General features: G+C 68.8%; 17 protein-coding genes and 2 pseudogenes. 7 read left to right on the top strand and 12 right to left on the bottom strand.

Going from position 1 to position 18,244, the window contains the following annotated elements; all coding sequences use genetic code 11:
- Positions 1-149: 149 nt before the first annotated feature.
- On the top strand, positions 150-1,268 hold the full coding sequence (locus tag GBRO_RS21420; protein ID WP_012835945.1) for an XdhC family protein: 1,119 nt from the start codon (positions 150-152) through the stop codon (positions 1,266-1,268).
- Between the two features lie 40 nt (positions 1,269-1,308).
- Here the strand turns inward: GBRO_RS21420 and GBRO_RS21415 are convergent, their stop codons facing one another.
- Positions 1,309-2,028: a cutinase family protein gene (locus GBRO_RS21415; RefSeq protein ID WP_012835944.1), complete on the bottom strand. Its 720-nt coding sequence runs from the start codon at positions 2,026-2,028 to the stop codon at positions 1,309-1,311.
- 38 nt (positions 2,029-2,066) lie between these two features.
- The gene (locus GBRO_RS21410; RefSeq protein WP_012835943.1) at positions 2,067-3,245 is read right to left on the bottom strand and encodes a zinc-dependent alcohol dehydrogenase; all 1,179 of its coding nucleotides are present in this window, start codon (positions 3,243-3,245) and stop codon (positions 2,067-2,069) included.
- A 126-nt stretch (positions 3,246-3,371) separates the two neighbouring features.
- Here GBRO_RS21410 and GBRO_RS21405 point away from each other — a divergent pair, with 126 nt between their 5' ends.
- Positions 3,372-3,827, top strand: coding sequence for a CinA family protein (locus GBRO_RS21405; RefSeq protein WP_227892806.1), 456 nt, complete (start codon positions 3,372-3,374; stop codon positions 3,825-3,827).
- Between the two features lie 45 nt (positions 3,828-3,872).
- Here GBRO_RS21405 and GBRO_RS21400 read toward each other — a convergent pair.
- Positions 3,873-5,049 (bottom strand): annotated as a pseudogene (locus tag GBRO_RS21400) (RNA polymerase sigma factor).
- Entirely contained in the window at positions 5,046-5,453 is a 408-nt protein-coding gene (locus GBRO_RS21395) for a YciI family protein (RefSeq protein WP_012835941.1), read from the bottom strand. The pseudogene GBRO_RS21400 and the gene GBRO_RS21395 overlap by 4 nt, the downstream one beginning before the upstream one ends.
- Positions 5,454-5,604: 151 nt before the next feature.
- Between GBRO_RS21395 and GBRO_RS21390 the strand changes: the two genes are divergently transcribed.
- The gene (locus GBRO_RS21390; protein WP_012835940.1) at positions 5,605-6,105 is read left to right on the top strand and encodes an alpha/beta fold hydrolase; all 501 of its coding nucleotides are present in this window, start codon (positions 5,605-5,607) and stop codon (positions 6,103-6,105) included.
- A gap of 54 nt (positions 6,106-6,159) precedes the next feature.
- Here GBRO_RS21390 and GBRO_RS21385 read toward each other — a convergent pair whose 3' ends face one another.
- The 4 genes from GBRO_RS21385 to GBRO_RS21370 form a co-directional block, all read right to left on the bottom strand.
- Entirely contained in the window at positions 6,160-8,163 is a 2,004-nt protein-coding gene (locus tag GBRO_RS21385) for a DUF2339 domain-containing protein (RefSeq protein WP_041920758.1), read from the bottom strand.
- Positions 8,164-8,386: 223 nt separating this feature from the next.
- Positions 8,387-9,037, bottom strand: coding sequence for a response regulator (locus tag GBRO_RS21380; RefSeq protein WP_012835938.1), 651 nt, complete (start codon positions 9,035-9,037; stop codon positions 8,387-8,389).
- Positions 9,037-10,251, bottom strand: coding sequence for a MacS family sensor histidine kinase (gene macS / locus GBRO_RS21375; RefSeq protein ID WP_012835937.1), 1,215 nt, complete (start codon positions 10,249-10,251; stop codon positions 9,037-9,039). The genes GBRO_RS21380 and macS overlap by 1 nt, the downstream gene beginning before the upstream one ends.
- 37 nt (positions 10,252-10,288) lie before the next feature.
- The gene (locus GBRO_RS21370) at positions 10,289-12,070 is read right to left on the bottom strand and encodes a glycoside hydrolase family 15 protein (protein WP_012835936.1); all 1,782 of its coding nucleotides are present in this window, start codon (positions 12,068-12,070) and stop codon (positions 10,289-10,291) included.
- 80 nt (positions 12,071-12,150) lie between these two features.
- Between GBRO_RS21370 and GBRO_RS27430 the strand changes: the two are divergent.
- Positions 12,151-12,813 (top strand): annotated as a pseudogene (locus GBRO_RS27430) (glucose-6-phosphate dehydrogenase); the annotation flags it as partial.
- 68 nt (positions 12,814-12,881) lie between these two features.
- Positions 12,882-13,523 carry a hypothetical protein gene (locus tag GBRO_RS27425; protein ID WP_256596650.1) on the top strand — a complete coding sequence of 214 codons (642 nt, stop codon included), beginning with the start codon at positions 12,882-12,884 and terminating at the stop codon, positions 13,521-13,523.
- 61 nt (positions 13,524-13,584) lie between these two features.
- On the opposite strand, the gene GBRO_RS21360 is transcribed toward GBRO_RS27425, so the two are convergent.
- A complete protein-coding gene (locus tag GBRO_RS21360; protein ID WP_012835935.1) occupies positions 13,585-14,319 on the bottom strand; it encodes a cutinase family protein in 735 nt (244 codons plus the stop codon).
- Between the two features lie 112 nt (positions 14,320-14,431).
- Positions 14,432-15,151, bottom strand: a complete 720-nt coding sequence (locus GBRO_RS21355; RefSeq protein ID WP_147290674.1) for an ATP-binding protein — start codon at positions 15,149-15,151, stop codon at positions 14,432-14,434.
- 240 nt (positions 15,152-15,391) lie between these two features.
- Here GBRO_RS21355 and GBRO_RS21350 point away from each other — a divergent pair, with 240 nt between their 5' ends.
- Together GBRO_RS21350 and GBRO_RS21345 are read left to right on the top strand one after the other, a co-directional pair.
- Entirely contained in the window at positions 15,392-16,147 is a 756-nt protein-coding gene (locus tag GBRO_RS21350; RefSeq protein WP_012835933.1) for a GAF and ANTAR domain-containing protein, read from the top strand.
- Between the two features lie 96 nt (positions 16,148-16,243).
- A complete protein-coding gene (locus tag GBRO_RS21345; protein ID WP_012835932.1) occupies positions 16,244-17,239 on the top strand; it encodes an iron-containing redox enzyme family protein in 996 nt (331 codons plus the stop codon).
- A 48-nt stretch (positions 17,240-17,287) separates the two neighbouring features.
- Here the strand turns inward: GBRO_RS21345 and GBRO_RS25515 are convergent, their stop codons facing one another.
- Entirely contained in the window at positions 17,288-17,494 is a 207-nt protein-coding gene (locus GBRO_RS25515) for a CDGSH iron-sulfur domain-containing protein (RefSeq protein WP_012835931.1), read from the bottom strand.
- Positions 17,491-18,240, bottom strand: coding sequence for a methyltransferase (locus GBRO_RS21340; RefSeq protein WP_012835930.1), 750 nt, complete (start codon positions 18,238-18,240; stop codon positions 17,491-17,493). The genes GBRO_RS25515 and GBRO_RS21340 overlap by 4 nt, the downstream gene beginning before the upstream one ends.
- Positions 18,241-18,244: the final 4 nt, after the last annotated feature.

Below are 18,244 nucleotides of genomic sequence, written 5' to 3'. Positions count from 1 at the left end.
ATGCCCTCCCTCGCCGAGCATCGATCCGAAACGGCTGCCCGTATTTCCCGCGCAGATCGCGGATCGGGTTGACGCGCGGCAGAACACGCGCAGACTGGTGATGTCGCTCGGGTGTCACGCATCCGACGATTGTGGACATGAGGTGAAGCATGAGAGATGTCCTGCCCGTTCTTGCCGAACACTGGCGCGCCGGGGAGACCGTCGGGTTGGCGACCGTGGTCGCGACCTCGGGTTCGGCGCCACGCCGACCAGGGGCGGCGATGGTGCGCCTGGCCGATGGCCGGGTTCTCGGGTCGGTGTCGGGCGGATGCGTCGAAAGCGCCGTCTACGAGTTGCTCGGTGAGGTCATGGAGTCCGGAACGCCGAGCAGCGAGCAGTACGGGATTGCCGACGACGACGCGTTTGCCGTCGGCCTCACCTGTGGTGGCATCCTCGACGTGTTCTGCGAACCGGTCAATCAGCAGACCTGGCCCGATCTGGGCGACATCGCCGACGCCGTCGAGGCCCGACGACCCATGGCGGTCGCCACCGTCATCGCCGGCGCACGCGCGGCCGGCCACCTCACCGTGACGCCCGCAGACGCGTCCGGCACTCTGGGCGAGCCCGGACTCGACCGCGCCGTCGAACAGGATGCCCGCGGGCTGCTCGATCTCGGCGAGTCGTCGATCCTGCGCTATGGCGCCACGGGACAGCGCATGGACGACGACGTCGCCGTCTTCGTCAACTCGTTTGCCCCGCCACCGCGGCTGATCGTGTTCGGCGCCATCGATTTCGCGGCCGCCGTCGCCGCGGCCGGCGCGGCGCTCGGCTATCACGTGACGGTGTGCGATGCCCGCGCCGTGTTCGCCACCCGGGACCGCTTCCCGGCCGCCCACGAGATCGTGGTGGACTGGCCGCACCGTTATCTGCGTGCCGAGACCGCCGCCGGACGCATCGACGGGCGGACCGCGATCTGCGTGCTGACCCACGATCCCAAGTTCGACGTCCCGGCGCTGCTGGCCGCCTTCGAGACACCCGACGGTGTCTACATCGGTGCGATGGGTTCCCGCCGAACCCACGACGACCGCCTGCGCCGCTTGCGCGACGAAGGCGCCACCGACGCCGACCTCGCGCGACTGCATTCGCCGATCGGCCTCGACCTGGGTGCCCAGACGCCCGCCGAAACCGCGGTGTCGATCGTCGCGGAGATCATCGCGGCCCGACGCGGCGGCAGCGGGACCAACCTGACCCGCCTCGACGATCACATCCATCCCGACGTCGTGCGGTGAGCTCGATTGCTCGCCGGTGCCGGGGTCTCACTCCCGTCGGTCAGAGTCGTCGGGCCACGTAATTCGCCGCGTCGATCGTCATGCCGTTGACCGTGTACAGCACGTGCAGGGCGTTGGGCCCGCCCACCGGCGAACCGTTGCAGATGGTGTCACCGGGTATGCAGTAACGGACGGTCTTGTAGCGGTAGGCCGGGGCGACCCGGATCGGCGGTGCGCCCACATCGCGGATGAAGCGATCCGACGGCGCGCCGAAGAACACGACCGCGGCGATGTTGCGGGACAGGGCGGCCGGCAGCGGCGGTGGCACCCGGTCCTCGTACTGGCGGTAGCGCGCCGGCACGTCGATGTTGGCCTGCACGGCATATCCGCTGACCACCGCACCCTGCGAGTAGCCGCCGAGCACGATCTTGGTGCGCGGACACCTCGCCGCGACGTATCGGACGCGGTTCTGCGCGTCCCGGACACCGTTGGCGACGGTCTGCGCGAACAGCAGACGGTTGTTGAACTGGTCGCTGGCCGGGTAGTTCACGCCGTAGACGTTCACCGACTTGCCGGGCAGTCGCGAGCGCAGCGCCGCGGCAAAGGAGAGGCCGGTCAGACCGACCGGCGGAGCGGGTTCGATGGTCCCGCGGGCGAAGACCACCTCGACGTCGGCGCACGGGGCGGCCGCCGCCTTCGGGGTGGCGATGATTGCGGCCGCCCCGAGAGCCGATACGAGGCACAGAGCCAGGACGAACAGGCGTGTGATCACCCGCATCATGCTAGGCCTCCGCGACTGTGCCAGGAGCGCATTCGGCCTCACGGCTTCAGCACGATCTTGACGGCGCCCTCGGCTTTGCGCTGGAAGATGTCGTAGGCGTGCGGGGCGTCGTCGAGCGAAAGTTCATGGGAGGCAAAGCTGTCCACGCCCAGCGGGTCGTCGTCGCCGAGGAGTGGCAGGATGTCGGGCACCCACTTCTTCACATTCGCCTGACCCTGGCGCACGGTGATCTGCTTGTCGAAAAGGGTGAGCATGGGCAGCGGATCGGCCATGCCGCCGTACACGCCGATCAACGAGATCGTGCCACCGCGTCGCACGATGTCGATGGCCGAGTAGAGCGCGGCGAGGCGGTCCACTCCGGCCTTCTGCATCATCGGGGCGGCCACCGCGTCCGGCAGCAGGCCGACGACCTGCTGCAACACCTTCGCGGTGGTCGAGCCGTGTGCCTCCATGCCGACCGCGTCGATGACCGAGTCGGTGCCGCGGCCATCGGTGAGTTCGCGGATCTCGCCTCCGAGGTCGTCGACGCTGTCGAGGTTGATGGTCTTGATGCCGCGGGCGTCGAGACGTGCGATCCGTTCGGGCACCCGGTCGACCGCGATCACCTGCAACCCGCGGTGATGGGCGATGCGGGCAGCCATGTCGCCGATCGGCCCCAACCCCAGGACCGTCACCGAGCCGCCCGGTGGGACGTCGGCGTACTCGACGGCCTGCCAGGCGGTGGGCAGCACGTCGGACAGGTAGACATACCGCGCGTCGGGTGCGTCGCCGGGAACCTTGATGTGGGTGAACTGTGCCTGCGGAACACGCAGGTACTCGGCCTGCCCGCCCGGCACGGACCCGTACAGCTTGGAGTAGCCGAACAGCGCCGCACCCATGCCCTGGTCGCGAACCTGGGTGGTCTCGCACTGGGTGTAGAGCGTGTGGTCGCACATGTAACACGACCCGCAGGAGATCTGGAACGGGATGACCACCCGATCGCCCACGGACAGATCGCCGACGCCGGAACCGACTTCCTCCACGATGCCCATCGGTTCGTGGCCGAGAATGTCGCCGGCGGACATGAAGGCGCCGAGTACCTCGTAGAGGTGCAGGTCCGAGCCGCAGATGTTGGTCGAGGTGACCTTGATGATGGCGTCGGTGGGGTCGACGATCTTCGGATCGGGAACGTTGTCGACGCTCACGTGCCGCTTGCCCTGCCAGGTGACTGCTCGCATGGTGCTCCTCACCACGGGTCGACCGCGAAGTCGTGACCCGTTGTCGGTTCACGGCGCGCCCGCGGTTTCGAGGTGGCACCTTGGATGGTTGGACTGTTCCCCACCGTACGCGATAAGCCTGTAGGCATGTCCGAGCCCGACGAATCCGACTCCATCGACGCCCTGTGTTCCGAACTGGCCGATCTGATCGAGGAGCGGCCGACGGTGGCCGTCGCCGAATCGCTGACCGGCGGCGGGATCGCGTCGGCGCTCAGCCGTGCATCGACGTCGGGTGACTGGTTCGCCGGCGGGATCGTCGCCTATCAACCCCACGTCAAACACGACCTTCTCGAGGTGCCGCCCGGGCCGATCGTATCGGCGCAGGCGGCGGAGACGATGGCGTCGAACACCGCCCGCCTACTCGGCGCCGACCTCGTCGTCGCGGTCACCGGTGAGGCCGGACCCGAACCGCAGGAAGAGGATCCGGGCACCGTGTGGTTCGGCGTGGTCTCCGGGGGCGAGTCTTCAGCCGGCGCAAGGTGTTCGACGGGGACCCGCCGGAGATCGTCGAGGCGACAACGCTGCACGCCCTGCGCCTGCTGATCGACGAGGCGCGCGGGGCCGCCGGCTGATCCAGGATCTACCGGTTCAGCGGTCCATCGCACACCGTGCAGCGCATCGGGTGAGGTGATCACGCTCGGCCAGGTTGGTGGCCAGGCGTGCGGCCTCGGCGTATTCGATTGCGGCAGTGGTCATATCGCCGATCTTCTCGTGCAGATGGGCGACCACGGCGTGGTAGCGGGGCACCGTTTCAGCGACGTGTTCGAGTGCGGCCAGCCCGGCGGGCGCGCCATCGGCCTCGCCCACGGCGACCGCACGGTTGAGCAGCACGACAGGGGAGTCGGTGAGGGCGGCGAGTTCGTCGTACCACTCGACGATCTGCACCCAGTCGGTCTCGCCGGCGGTCGGGGCGTCGGCGTGGAGCGCGGCGATCGCGGCCTGCGCCTGATACTCACCGAGCCGATCGCGAGCCAGCGCGGCCTGCAGGATCACCACGCCTTCGGCGATCATCGTCGTGTCCCAGCGTGAGCGATCCTGTTCGGCCAGCGGAATCAGGTTGTGCCCCGGACCTGTTCGCGCGGCGCGTCGGGCATGGTGCAGCAGCATGAGGGCAAGCAGACCGTGGACCTCCGGCTCGTCGAGGATGCCGGCGAGCTGACGGGTCACCCGGATCGCTTCGGCCGCCAGGTCGACGTCGCCGCTGTAGCCCTCGTTGAAGAGGAGGTACAGCACGTGCAGGACGGTGGACGCGTCACCGGGCTGGTCCAGTCGCACCCCGGCGATGCGTTGCTTGGCGCGGCTGATCCGTTGTGCCATGGTGGCTTCCGGCACCAGATAGGTGTCGGCGATCTGTCGGGTGGTGAGGCCCGCAACGGCACGCAACGTCAGGGCGATGGCCGACGACGACGTCAACGACGGGTGTGCGCACAGGAAGTACAGCCATAGGTGTGTCGTCGCCGGCCGGTAGGTCGTCGGGGCCGGGTTCACGTGCGACGGCCTCTTCGCGTGTGATGCGAGAGTTGTTGCTGCGCAATTGATCCAGGAATGCACGCCAGGCGACGGTGATCAGCCATCCGCGGATGCTCTGTGGCGCTTCGGCGCTCGGGTCCGGTCCGGCCCAGGTCTCCAGCGCGCGGACCAGCGCCGACTGCACGGCATCCTCGGCCGATGCGAAATCCGCTCCCCGGCGGACGAGGACACCGATCACCGCAGGGACCTGCTCGCTCAGTGCGGCCCCTGCGGTGCTGCGGTCCGGTGTGATCATTCGGTGATGGTCGGCGCGGTCCACATCACCGGACGCAACTCCAGCCATTCGCCCAACGGCCGCCCACCGGCACCGGGTGCCGCCGACAGTTCAGCGGCGAGTTCCAGTGCACGGTCGTAGGAATCGACGTCGATCATCATGAAGCCCGCGATCAGATCCTTGGTCTCGGCGAACGGGCCGTCGGTCACCGGGGGGCGCCCCTCGCCGTCGAAGCGAACCCACACACCGTCCTCGGCGAGTGCGTGGGAGGCCACGAACTCGCCGGTCCCGACGAGTTTCTGCGCGAAGTCCTCCATGAACTGCGAGTGCGCATCCCACTCGCCGGGGCCCCATTGATCGACCGGCACGTCGTTGGTGGGTGCCTTGCCGCCGCGATAGTGCTTGAGAAGCAGATACTTCGCCATCGTTGTCTCCTTGGTCCGACGCGACCATTGTGGCCGCGTTCATCAGGGAGACGGAACCGGATCGACGTTCTCGACATCGCGTCGGCAGAAAGTCGTCGATGATTTTCTGGCGTCGGTTCGGTCTACCCATCGGAATACGAGAGGAGATGCGATGCCCAGACGTCTGCTGTTCGTTCACGGCGCCGGCGGTGAGGATGAGGACCGGCCGCTGGCACACGCCTTCGGTGACCGGCTCGACGCGACGCTCGACTACCCGGTGATCCCCGCCGACGACATGTCGCTTCCCACATGGGCTGCGGCGATCCGTGACCGCCTGACCGGTCTCGGCGCGTCGGATCTGGTGATCGCGCACTCGTTCGGGGCGTCGGTCCTGTTGCATGTGCTCGCCGCCGAATCTCGCGTGTGGCCGCCGGTGGTGGCACTCGCCATGCCCGACTGGGGACCCGACGGCTGGGATGTCGCCGACTACGCCTTCGACGGTCCCGAGCCTTCCGCGACGCTGACACTGCATCATTGCCGCGACGACGCGGAGGTCCCGTTCGAGCACCTCGCACTCAATGCGGCGCGGTTGCCGTCGGCGCGGGTGGTCACCCATGACACGGGCGGGCATCAGTTCGACGGACAGGTGGGCAGGGTCATCGCCCAGATGTGACGCGGTCGGGGCGCCGCACGATGATCGGTGCGGCGCCCCGGTCGCGTGGGGGTGTCAGTTGTGTCGGGTCAGGGGGGCGGCGACCGGGTGGCCGTCCCGCTCGTCGGAGCTCAGCGACTGCGCATAGGCCACACCCAGCGAGAGCAGCAGCAATCCGACGACGATGAACGCGATCACCCGGAACACGCCGTCGAGTGCAGCCAGGTCGAAGAGGAACAGTTTGGCCACGGCGGCGGCGATGACCGCCAAGCTCGCGGTCAGGGTGACGGCGCGTGAACCACCTCGCTGCCGGCGGGCCCACAGCAGACCGACGGCGGCAGCCAGCACCCAGACGATGGTGGCGGCCGCGTGACCGCCCCGGATACCGGCGTCGGTGCCCGCACCGATGAGCGTGCCGAGCCCCACGCAGCCCAGCGTGACCAGCCACAGCGCGAACAGACTGCCGACGATCGCGATGGTCTGCTGCTGGTGACCCGCGGCCTGTCCCCACGTGTAGGTGAGCACGGCGACGGCGGCCAGGGTGAGCGCCACGACCACCAGCAGCAGCACTTGCTCGGAGGTCGGTAGGGCGTCGACGACGAACAACTGGGCCAGCGATCCGGAGGCGGCGGTGGACAGCAGTGCAAGGCCGGTGAACACCGTCGCGATGATCCGCAGCGGCACCCCGAGGTCCTTGGCGGACACCGACGTCACCGCGGTGACGGCGGCGATTCCAGTGACGACGGCGATTCCGGCGACGGCGACGCTCATGCCGAAGCCGTCCAGGACGGTGCCGGCCGCGGTGAGTGCGGTGACGGCGGCGCTCGAGAGCCAGACCACGCGGACCTCCCGGTTGACCCCGGGCAGCCCGGCGCCGGCGAGAGCGATGAGCACGAGTACGACGGTGATGCCGCCGAGGATCGACGCTGCGACGATCTCGCCGGTGACGTTGGCGGCCCCGATCATCGGGATGATCGAGACCGCGGCGATCAGCGCCGCGACGATGGGTTCCCTCGATGACGGCATGAGTGCGATCGACGAACCCACGGCCAGAACGACATTCGTGACCACGGCGACCGTGAAGAACCAGCGGTCGACCTCGGGAGTGAACACCACCACGAAGAGCAGCGGGAGCGTGGACGCCGCGGTGTTGACCGCGTGCATGGCAATCCAATTGCGGCCCAATTGAATCCACAATGTCGCAGCCACGTACACCAGCAGGAATCCGATCAGCAGTTCGTCGGCTCCGCCGGTGAGGAACGGTGCGAGGGCCATCAGCGGGATGCTGACCATCAGACCGAGGGCCTGACTGCTCCACACGTGCGCGACCCTCAGCCCACCCGCGGCGATCACCGCGGCCACGACTATCGCAGCGTAGGCGGGCAGCCAGTGGTAGATCGCCGTTGCGGCGAGGACGTCGAACAGGGCGGCGGCCACTCCGGTGGCGACGAGAGCCGATGCGCCGGAGCGCTTCTCGGGTTTACCGCCGAGCCACACGCCGAGTCCGAACAACACGGCCGCGAGCACGGCGCCACCGGCGACCCGGATCTCTGGGCGCAGCACGCCGGCCTGGGCGGCCAGGACCAGGAGCAGCACCACGCCGATGAGCGTGATGGCCACGCCCACACCGGCGAGGATCTTGCCGATCAGTCCGCGTTCGGTGGCGGCCGCGATCCGCTCGGACAGCGGGGTGGACGGCTTGCGCGGCGCCGGAACCGGAGTGAACGGCGGTGCATATGGACGTGGGGGGAGGTGTGCGGGCGGGCCGGGGTACGGGTGCGCGGCGGTCGCCGGGAACAGGCGGGGTTGCGGCGGCACCGGTGGCACGTGGCGAGGTGTTGACACGACGTTCGGCGGGACGAAGCCCGCAGTGGTCGAGGGATATGGGGTCGAGGGGTATGGGGTTGAGGGCGGTGGTGGCGGACCGGGTACGGCGGGTGCGGGGGCGGTGATGAGTCTCTGCAGCTCGGTGAGCTCGGTGGACACCGTCGTCATGCGGCGGCTGATGTCGGCGAACTCCCCGCGAATCCGGTCCAGCGCGCCGGCCGGTGTGGCGTCGAGTGGGTTGGTGGCAGTCATGTACTCCAGCGTCGGTTCTGCGTCGTCGCCGAACATGTGTAGATCTACCCAGATCGCTTGGGTAGTGGGCCGTGCGGTCGCGTCCACGGTGTCGGGCTCAGGTCTGACGGGTCTCCCCGAGTTCGCGCTTATTGGTTTCCTTCCCGCCGATTGGATCCAATAAGCGGGAAGGAAATCAATAAGCGGGAGTCCGTGTGTCACACCCGGTGGACTCTCAGCGAGGTCAGTCTGTGTCGAGCCCGTGTTCGATGGCGTACCGCGTCAACTCCACCCGGTTGGCCAGCTGCAGTTTGCGCAGCGTGGCGCCCACGTGGTTCTCGACGGTCCGCGGGCTGATGGCGAGCCGGTTGGCGATCTGCCGCGACGACAGTCCCTTCGCCACCTCGCGCAACACCTGGGTTTCGCGCTCGGTGAGCACGGGTGTCTCGGGGCCCGGGGAGCGGGCGATCCGGCGGTACTCGCCGAGCACCAGCCCGGCCAGGCCCGGCGTGAACACCGCCTGCCCGTCGGCGGTGGCGTGGACCGCCGCGACCAGCTCGGAGCGCTGGGCGCTCTTCACCAGATAGCCGGTGGCTCCGGCTTTGATCGCGTCGAGCACGTCGTCGCGTTCGTCGGAGGCCGAGAGCACCAGGACGTGCGCCTCGGGGCACACCTTGAGCAGTTCGGCGGTGGCCGTGGCGCCGGTGCCGTCGGGCATCTGCATGTCCATGAGCACCACGTCGGGCCGCACCGCCGCGGCCCGGCTGGTGGCGGCGCGAACACCGTCGGCGGTGGCCACCACGTCGAAACCCTCGTCGGCGAGGTCACGGGCGACGCCGTCGCGCCACATCGGGTGGTCGTCGACCACCATCACCCGCACCGGTTGCGTACTCATCAGCGGCGACCCTCCTGCACCGGAATCGTCAACTCCCATTCCGTCCCCGACCCCGGGGCGGTCTGGAGCGCGGCCCGCCCGCCGAGGTCCTCGACCCGCCCGACGATCGACCGCGCGATACCCATCCTGCCCTCTGCCCGCGCCTCGTCGAGCCGGCCGGGTGCGATACCGACACCGTTGTCGCGGACGCTGATCACCACCTCGTCACCGAGGTCCTCGAGGAGCAGGAAGCTGCGTGCGCCCGCACCGGCGTGGTGTCGGGTGTTGTCCAGGATGTTGGCGACGACGGCGAGCAGTTCGGTGGCCGTAGGTTCGGGCACCGGAACCGGGTCCGACGGCGTGCTCACCGAGGTCGCGTCGTCACCCAGATCCCGCAGACGCGCACCCAGGTCGACGGTCTTCCGGTCGCCGTCGAATTCCGTTGGGACAGAATCGGGTTGGGCGGCGATCAGTTTGCGAAGGCGCGTCTCCTGCTCGGCGGCCAGATGCGCGAGCGCTGCGGCGTCGCCACCGATCTCGGTGCCCCGCCGGGCGACGAGCGCGAGCACCTGCAGGACCCCGTCGTGGACCTCGCGGGCGAGTCGTTCGCGTTCGGTGGCCTGCGCTGCGGCGCGGATCGCGGCTGTCATCCGCTGGTGGGTCAGGCGCGCGCGTGAGGCCGCGAGCCCCACCGCCAGTCCGGTCATCAGCAGCAGTAGCAGAGTGGCGTTGCGTCCGAAGTTCCAGACGATGTCGCCCTTGACGTACAGGTTGGCCGCGCCGATCACGGCAGCCGCAATCACGCCCCACATCGCTCCGCCGACCAGCGCCGACGACAACACCGCGTTGGTCATCCACAAGGTGGTTGGCCACGTCTGATTCGACGCCACCCAGGCCGTGTCGGCCACATAGGACGTGGACAGCATCAGCACCGCCGAGACGGCCACCTCGATGGCGACGAACCACCATCGACGCCCGAAGCCGATCAGATACCCGGCCGCCCACCACACGTTGGCCGCGGTCATCAGGCCGAACAGCACCCAGGTGAGACCGGGCCGGTCGAGGTCGCCGTTGATGACGATCTGGAACCCCAGGGCGTAGGCGAACGACGCAAGCCGGAAGATCTGCGCGGCCCGCCACAGCGGTCCCACCGGATCGGTGTCGTCGAGCCGACGCCACGATGCCGGGAACAGCCGGTCGAACCCGGTCGTCGGCGCGATCTTCGGCGTGGACATCAGGTCCCATCATCGCCGATGCGCCCGGATCGGTGTGTCAGGTGTTCACATGATGCGCCCCGAGCGCGTCGGCCGCCCGAACCGCGGCGAGATGCGAAAGCGCCTGTGGGGTGTTGCCCACCTGCCGGTGCCCGTCGACGTCGTACTCCTCGGCGAACAGACCCACATCATTGGCGGTGGTGCAGGCCCGCGCCATGAGCATGTGCGCGTCGTCGTGACGTCCGCTCATCGCGTACTGGGTGACCAGCCAGAACGTACATGCGAGGAAGGGGTGTTCGTCGCCGGCGAGGCCGTCGACGCCCGATGACGTGCGGTAGCGGTGAACCAGTCCGCCGCGCATCAGGGTGCGTTCGATCTCGGCGACGGTGGCCAGCATGCGCGGGTCGTCGGCCGCGCAGAACCCCACCTGGGGCAGCAGCAACAACGACGCATCCACCTCGTCGGTACCCGCGTACTGGACGAACCGCCCGGTATGCGGGTCGACGCCGTCGGAGTCGATCTCGTCGCGTATCCGGTCGCGCAGCTCACGCCAGTGGTCGACCGAACCCTCCAGCCCCCAGGTCTCCACCGCGCGCACCCCACGATCGAAGGCCGCCCAGATCATCGCCCGCGACTGGGTGAACATCCGGGGTTCCCCGCGGATCTCCCAGATCCCGTTGTCGGGCCGCTCCATCCGCGACTCCACCAACTCCAGCAACGACTTCTGCAGTGACCACGACAACGAGGTCTCGGCGAGCCCGGCGTCGCGCGCGGCTTCGAGGCCCACCATCACCTCGCCGACCACGTCGCCCTGGTACTGGTCGACGGCGCCGTTGCCCACCCGGACCGGTGCCGCGCCGTCGTAGCCGGGGAGACTGGTCAGTTCGCGTTCGGGCAGGTCGCGTTCACCGGCGATGCCGTACATGATCTGCAGTTCGTCGGACTTCCCGGCGATCCCGCGTAGCAACCACATCCGCCAGTGTTCGGCGACGTGCAGAAAGCCGTGTCGGACAAGGACTTCGAGCGTCAGTGAGGCGTCCCGCAGCCAGACGTAGCGGTAGTCCCAATTGCGCGATCCGCCGAACTGTTCGGGCAGTGGGGTGGTGGCGGCGGCGACGATGCCGCCGGTGTCGAGGTTGCTCAGGGCGCGTAGCACCACCAACGACCGCACCACCTCGTCGTGATGCGGCCCGCTGTGATCGATGCGGCTCGCCCACGTCGTCCACCATCGCCCGGTGTGCTCGAGGACGGCGCCGACGTCGATCGGTTTCGGCTCGGTTCGATACGAGTGATACCAGCTGAGCGTCAGGTCGACGGTGATGCTGGGCTCCACGGTGAACTGGCCGCGATGCACGGTGCCGTCGGCGTGCAGTTCGACGCCACGCACGATGACGGCGTCGGGGCCGGCGATCGCACGCAGCGCCGGCCCGCGGTCATCTCCGACCTGCCGCACCCACGGCACCGCGCGGGCGTAGTCGAAGCGCATGCGCAGTGCGGTGCCGAACTCGACGTGCCCCGAGATGCCGACGACCCGTCGGATGAGATCGACGCTGCCCCCGTCGATGGGCATGAACTCGCGTACCTCGGCCACCCCGGTCGAGGTCTCCCAGCGGGTCACCAGGATGAGGGTGTCGCCGTCATATCGGCGGGTGGCGCGGGCATCCGGGTCGAGCGGCGCCAGCCGCCAGCTGCCGTGCTCGTGCGTGCCGAGCAGCGCACCGAAGATCGACGCCGAGTCGAATCGCGGCAGGCACAGCCAGTCCACGTCGCCCGAACGTGAGATCAGCGCGGCGGTGCGGCAATCGCCGACGATGGCGTAGTCCGCGATGGGAGTGCTCATCTGTCCGATTGTGGCCCAACGCGATATGAGGCTGTGATTCGGTGGTGGCTCGGTGCAGTGAATCGGGGCTACCGTCGGATATGGCCGAGACGACGACGCTGTTCATCTGTGGTGCCACCGGCGACCTGACCGCTCGGCTGCTGTTGCCGGCACTCGGACAGTTGCTCACCCTCGAACCCGACCGCGAGGTGCGTCTCGTCGGCGTGGGGCGGCGCGAGATGTCCGGCGACGATTGGCGCACCACCGTGCGTGACGCCTTCGGCGACGACGCGGGGCCCACCGCGCGGTCACTCGCCGATGCGACCTCCTACCTGCGGGCCGACATCACCGCGGCCGACGGGCTGCGCACGGTCTTCGACGCCACGCAGGGCCGCGCGGTGCTCTACTTCGCCGTGCCACCCGCGGTGGCCCAGACGTCGTGCCAGGCGATGCGCGACGTCGAGATCCCCGACGGAACCATCCTCGCGCCGGAGAAGCCGTTCGGCACCGATGAGGCCAGCGCACGCGAGTTCAACGAGTTGCTCACAGCCCTGGTCCCGGAGAATCAGGTGTTCCGGGTGGATCACTTTCTGGGACAGTCGATTCTGCTCGACCTGTTCGGCGTGCGATTCGCCAATCGCGTCTTCGAGCCGGTGTGGTCGGCCGAGCACGTCGAGTCGGTGGTGATCCGCTACGACGAGACGCTGGGCCTCGAGGGCCGAGCCGGCTACTACGACAAGTCCGGCGCGCTCAGGGACATGCTGCAGAGCCATCTGCTCGAGTTGCTCGCCGTGGTCGCAATGGATCCGCCGGCGTCGTTGGGTAAAGCGATCTGCGTGATGCAACCGCGGCGGCGCTTCGCGCTACCCACGTCTGGGACGACGACCCACTCACCTCGTCGCGGCGAGCGCGCTACACCGCCGGCGAGATCGACGGCAAGCGATTGCCCGCCTACGTCGACGAGGACGGCGTCGACCCCGCCCGCAACACCGAGACACTGGCCGAGGCCACCTTCGAGGTCCGCACCGACCGCTGGCAGGGGGTGCCTTTCACGCTGCGCTCGGGCAAGGCGCTGGAGCCGGCCGTACGCGAGATCGCTCTCACCTTCCGCCCCGTCCGTCACCTTCCCGAGCAGTTCAGCGGGCAGACGACGCCCGACGTGTTGCGGTTCCGGTTCGGCCCGGACGTGATGTCGCTGCACATCGACGTGCACAACGGCACCCATCCGTTCGAACTGAAGCCCGCCGAGCTCAGCGCCGACCTCGGGTCCGGATCGGTGCACGCCTACGCGGAGGTGCTCTCCGGGATCCTCGACGGCGACGCCACCCTCGCAGTGCGCGGCGACGCGGCCGAACAATGCTGGCGCATCGTCGCACCGATCATCGATGCCTGGGCAGACGAGAAGGTTCCGCTCGACGACTATCCGGCCGGGTCGGATGGCCCGGCCGGGTGGCCACCGCTGCCGGCCCCCTGAGCCACTCGATTTGCGGACGAGGGTCGACAACGCCGCCCCACGACGCTCCTCGCGCCTGCGCTCAGAGTCGGCGAACGGTGAACCGCGCGGCGTCGAACGCCATGCCGTTGACCGTGTAGAGGACGTGCGAGGCGTTCGGTCCGCCGACCGGAGCGCCGTTGCAGATGGTGTCGGTGGGGATGCAGTACTTCACCGTGCGGCCGGCGTAGGGCGCTCCGACCCGCACCGGCGGCGCGCCGATGTCGGTGATGAAGCGGTCCGACGGTGCGCCGAACAGGACGATCGCGGCGATGTGCCGGGTGACGCTCGCGGGCAGCGGCGGTGGCACCTCCGACTCGTACTGGCGGTAGCGATCGGGGATGGCGATCTTGCCGCTCGTCGCATATCCGGCAACCACCGCACCCTGCGAGTACCCGCCGAGTGCGATCCGGGTGTTCGGGCAGTTCCGGGCGGTCGTGGTCACCTCACGCTGGGCCGCGCGGACACCGTCGGCGACGCTGCGGACGAACTTCACGCGGTTGTTGAACTGGTCGCTCGCCGCATAGTCGACACCCTTCACCGCGACCGACCGGCCGGGCAGCTGGGAACGCAGCGCCTCCGCGTACGCGAGCCCGGTCAGGCCGACCGGCGGTGCCGGTTCGACGGTGCCACGCGCGAAGATCACCTGCACGTCGGGGCATCCGGGGGCGGCTGATGCGGGTGCCGCGTTGAGCGCGACGCTCGTACCGAGTGCGCCGAAGACGCAGACCAGCGCGGCAATCCAGCGTCGGACAGGAGGACGGGTTGTGTGATTCATGCCGGTTGTTCGGGCGCGATGCCCGAACGGATGGGTGCTCGACTCAGTTTCTTCTCAGCCGACGCAGTCGGCCTCGAGTATGCGGCCGCCTCGGCCCGCTGTTGTCGGAGGTTCAGCGGAACCGCTCGACCTCACGGTCACCGGCCACCGCCCATACCGTCTTACCCGACCCGGTGGGGGTACATCCCCAGTGATGCGACAACGACGTCAGCAGTGCCAGGCCCGACGCGATCGGGACGTGACCGTGCCGGTCCTCGGTCACCGCGGGGAGATGCGGATCGTGGTCGCCGACCGCTACCACCAGCCGTGCCGGCGTGTGCAATTCGACTCGGACCACCGGGTCGTCACGCGTGTGCTCGATGACGTTGCTGACCAGCACCGTCGTCACCATCCGGGCCAGTTCCACGTACCGTGGCCGACGCCAGTCGCGCAGTGTCGAGGCCACGAAATGCCGGGCCGCGCCGATGGGCATCGCGATGCCACGTGGAACCACGTGCCGGGCCCGGTGAGTGACGCGCACGGGCATGTTCTCGGCGCGCACCGAGTCCAGCGCGGTCGCGAGGTCGTCGTAGACGGCGATGTGGCGGGTCACCCCGACGGTGTCGAGCTGATGTCGCGCAGCGTCGTCGGCGACCACGGTGACCGGCACATCGGGCCAATCACGGACCAGCCAGGCCGCGCTGCTCAGCGCGGTCCACGCCGAATCCGACGCGGCGCGCATCGATCGCGCGTCCACGACCACTGCTCCGGTCGTCTCGGTCGCGGTTGCCGCGATCGCATTACGGATGGTCAGGTACGTCGCGGAGTTCAGCTGACCGACAATGTGCAGCACCGTCACACCGTGGTGCCGGGTGCTCCTGACCGAGAGTCCGTCGACACCCACAGGCACCTCTCTCTGCGGCAATCGTGTTCTCGGTTTCGTCCTCGACCACGCATACCCGTCTGTGTCGGCGCCAAACACCGGCCGCGGCATGGGACCCGAGCCCGACGTCGGTGTGCCTGCCGGTCCGCCATGAGTCTGGAACGATGGAAGGCGTAGTCGCCTAAGCCGATCTCGAGGAGTGGTTGACGAGTGAGCGCCAAGGAACCCAGTGCCAAGGAACCCGACGAAGTGTCCCCGTCGGTCGCGACGCTGCATGCCGCCATCGCGCGTCTGGCCCGCGACATGCACGGCTCCTCAGAGGTCTCGGTTGCACCCGACGACGTGTTGAGTCAGGTGACCCAGGCGGCCGTCGAACTGATCCCGGGTGTCGATCATGCGGGCGTCACCCTGGTCCGCAGGCGGCACCGCTCGACGCCCCCTGAACTCGAATCAACCGCCGAGACCGGCCCGATTCCGCGACAGATCGACGACCTGCAGCACCACTTCGGTGACGGGCCGTGTTTCGAGGCGATCTGGACCGAAGAGACGGTGTACGTCCCCGACGTACTGACCGAAACCCGCTGGCCGGCCTTCGTACGCGCCGTCGGAGAGCAGACCCCGGTCCGCTCCTCGCTGGCGATACAGCTCGTCGTCAACGACGTAGAACTCGGCGCACTCAACCTGCACTCTGAGAAACCGGAGGCCTTTGACGAGGCCGTCACCGAGGTCGCCATGGGGCTGGCCGCGCACGCCGCGATCGCACTGTCCGGCGCGCGCCGCGGACAGCAGTTCCGTGTCGCCCTCGCCTCCCGCGACATCATCGGACAGGCCAAGGGCATGATCATGGAGCGCTACGATACCGACGCCGGGCGGGCCTTCGGGATTCTGCGTCAGCTGTCGCAGGAATCGAATGTTCCCATCGTCGACGTCGCCCGGCGGATCGTGGAGGCCGATCACCTGGAGTGAGCGGGGTGGCGTCTGTGCAGTGACGAGGTTTGGTCGCAGTGTCCGTGGGTATACCGATAGCCGATGAAGCACGTCGCCGAACAGCGAAGGACCGTCATGCACGCCACCACCCGCCCGCCCACCACGCAGGCCACCATGCCCACGGCACGTGGTCCGCTGTCGGAACGGCTGATCGACGCGCTCACCCACGGCACACCGATCGGGACGGTACGCGAGGTGGCCGACGCCGACCCGTACGGCGACGATCTGCAACTCGCCCTCTACACCGCCTACGAACTGCACTACGCGGGGTTCGTCGGCGTCGACGACGACCGCGAATGGGACCCGGACATCCTCGCCTTCCGGCGCGAACTCGAGCGGGCCTTTGTGGCCGCGGTGCGCGACGACGTCGACGCACTCGGCGAACCCGGCAGCGCAGCCCATGAGATGGCCGAACTCAGCACCGAACCCGTTGACGGTGATGGTGCCTCATTTCACCTGCGCGACAACGGAACCTGGGAACAGTTCGGCGACTACTTCCGGATGCGCTCGCTGTATCACCTCAAAGAGGCCGACCCGCATGCGTGGGCCATCCCGCGACTGCGCCGCACGTCCAAGGCAGCCTTCGTGGCGGTGGAGTTCGACGAGTTCGGCGGCGGGCGCGGCGACGCGGTGCACCAAGAGCTCTACGCCGATCTCCTCGACGCGGCCGGACTCGATTCGACCAACCTCGGCTACCTCGACGCCGCTCCGGGGTGGGCGCTGGCGCCGGTCAACCTGATGTCCTGCTTCGGCCTGCACCGGGCCCTGCGCGGCGCCACCGTCGGGCATCTGGCGGCCACCGAGATCACGTCGTCGCCGGGGTCGGCGCGACTGCTCGTCGGGCTCGAACGTCTCGACGCCCCCGAGCCGTGCAGGCACTTCTACCGCGAGCACATCGAGGCCGACGCCGTACACGAGCAGGTCCTGCGCACCGACGTCGTCGGCGAACTGGTGGCCACCGAACCCGAGCTGGAAAGCGACATAGTCTTCGGCATCCGCGGCTTCCTGGTCGTCGAAGACGCCTTTGACCGCGGCCTGCAGTCAGGCTGGGGTACCGTCTCCGCTCCCTGACCGCCCCGCCGGCCGAACTCAATCGGCCCGAACTCAATTGGCCCGAACTCAATTAGCGCTGTCCCGCCTCCGTCGCCGATGGCTGGTGTCGCACAACGGATATCGCTTACTGCGCCCGCACGAGCACAGCGCCACCATGAACCGGTCGGATGCCACGTGGGAGCCGTCGGGCAGTTCGATGTCGACGGGACCAGGGACGAGCGTGGGGCCGCCACGGACCATCCGTACCCGGAGAGGTTCGTCGGAGCGGGTCATCGTCGGATTCCTGTCCCTGGCTTGTCCGCGCGGATGACCACCAGTTCTTCGACGCGTCGCCCCGATTCGAGAAGCCCGGTGGTCTCCAACCAGGTGGCGCGGCTGGTGAGGACCGGCCCGAAGGGGATGTACCGGGTGCGCGCGACCTCGGCGGACAGACCGGCCCGACGCAGCGCGTCGAGGGTCGCGGTCACGCCGGTGAACTCCGATTGCACCAGCAGCATGGTGCCGCCGGGGGAGAGCAGCGCTGGTGCGGTCGCGCACAGACGGTCGATGACGTCTCGGCCGTCGGTGCCCGCATCCCAGGCGTGCGATGGCCCGGCGGCGCGCACCTCGGCGGGGTCCGCAGGGGTGGGGACGTAGGGCGGATTGCAGGTCAGGAAGTCGAACAGGCCGTAGCCCGTGAGCGCGGTGACGTCGTCGAGTTCCACCTGAACCGGGCAGGGCGCGTCGAGACAGAGCGTCGCGGCGGCGGTCACCGCCGCGGGACACGAATCGACCGCCAGCACAGACCGCGCACCCAGCAGCGCGGCCTCCAGAGCCAGGATGCCGCTTCCGGTACACAGGTCGGCCACCCGGACCCCGCTGACGTCGTGGTCCCGCAGCTCGTCGCGCAAGAGGTGTGAATCCTCCTGCGGCTGATACACATCGGTCCCCGGTCGGCGCGTCAGGACGCCCACGGCAGGGGTGCCGGGCGTCGGAGCCTCGTCGGCGCCGGTCGGTGCGGTTCCGGTGAAGTGACCCATGCGG

It is taken from the genome of Gordonia bronchialis DSM 43247, from assembly GCF_000024785.1.
Lineage (GTDB): Bacteria > Actinomycetota > Actinomycetes > Mycobacteriales > Mycobacteriaceae > Gordonia > Gordonia bronchialis.
The sequence above is the reverse complement of the archived record's forward strand: the minus strand, read 5'-3'. Positions and strand labels throughout refer to the sequence as shown.

Bases quoted from the DNA above. Each gene is read 5' to 3' on its own strand.
- GBRO_RS21420 (WP_012835945.1), top strand. From the start codon at position 150: ATGAGAGATGTCCTGCCCGTTCTTGCCGAACACTGGCGCGCCGGGGAG.
- GBRO_RS21415 (WP_012835944.1), bottom strand. From the start codon at position 2,028: ATGATGCGGGTGATCACACGCCTGTTCGTCCTGGCTCTGTGCCTCGTA.
- GBRO_RS21410 (WP_012835943.1), bottom strand. From the start codon at position 3,245: ATGCGAGCAGTCACCTGGCAGGGCAAGCGGCACGTGAGCGTCGACAAC.
- GBRO_RS21405 (WP_227892806.1), top strand. From the start codon at position 3,372: ATGTCCGAGCCCGACGAATCCGACTCCATCGACGCCCTGTGTTCCGAA.
- GBRO_RS21395 (WP_012835941.1), bottom strand. From the start codon at position 5,453: ATGGCGAAGTATCTGCTTCTCAAGCACTATCGCGGCGGCAAGGCACCC.
- GBRO_RS21390 (WP_012835940.1), top strand. From the start codon at position 5,605: ATGCCCAGACGTCTGCTGTTCGTTCACGGCGCCGGCGGTGAGGATGAG.
- GBRO_RS21385 (WP_041920758.1), bottom strand. From the start codon at position 8,163: ATGACTGCCACCAACCCACTCGACGCCACACCGGCCGGCGCGCTGGAC.
- GBRO_RS21380 (WP_012835938.1), bottom strand. From the start codon at position 9,037: ATGAGTACGCAACCGGTGCGGGTGATGGTGGTCGACGACCACCCGATG.
- macS (WP_012835937.1), bottom strand. From the start codon at position 10,251: ATGTCCACGCCGAAGATCGCGCCGACGACCGGGTTCGACCGGCTGTTC.
- GBRO_RS21370 (WP_012835936.1), bottom strand. From the start codon at position 12,070: ATGAGCACTCCCATCGCGGACTACGCCATCGTCGGCGATTGCCGCACC.
- GBRO_RS21360 (WP_012835935.1), bottom strand. From the start codon at position 14,319: ATGAATCACACAACCCGTCCTCCTGTCCGACGCTGGATTGCCGCGCTG.
- GBRO_RS21345 (WP_012835932.1), top strand. From the start codon at position 16,244: ATGCACGCCACCACCCGCCCGCCCACCACGCAGGCCACCATGCCCACG.
- GBRO_RS25515 (WP_012835931.1), bottom strand. From the start codon at position 17,494: ATGACCCGCTCCGACGAACCTCTCCGGGTACGGATGGTCCGTGGCGGC.
- GBRO_RS21340 (WP_012835930.1), bottom strand. From the start codon at position 18,240: ATGGGTCACTTCACCGGAACCGCACCGACCGGCGCCGACGAGGCTCCG.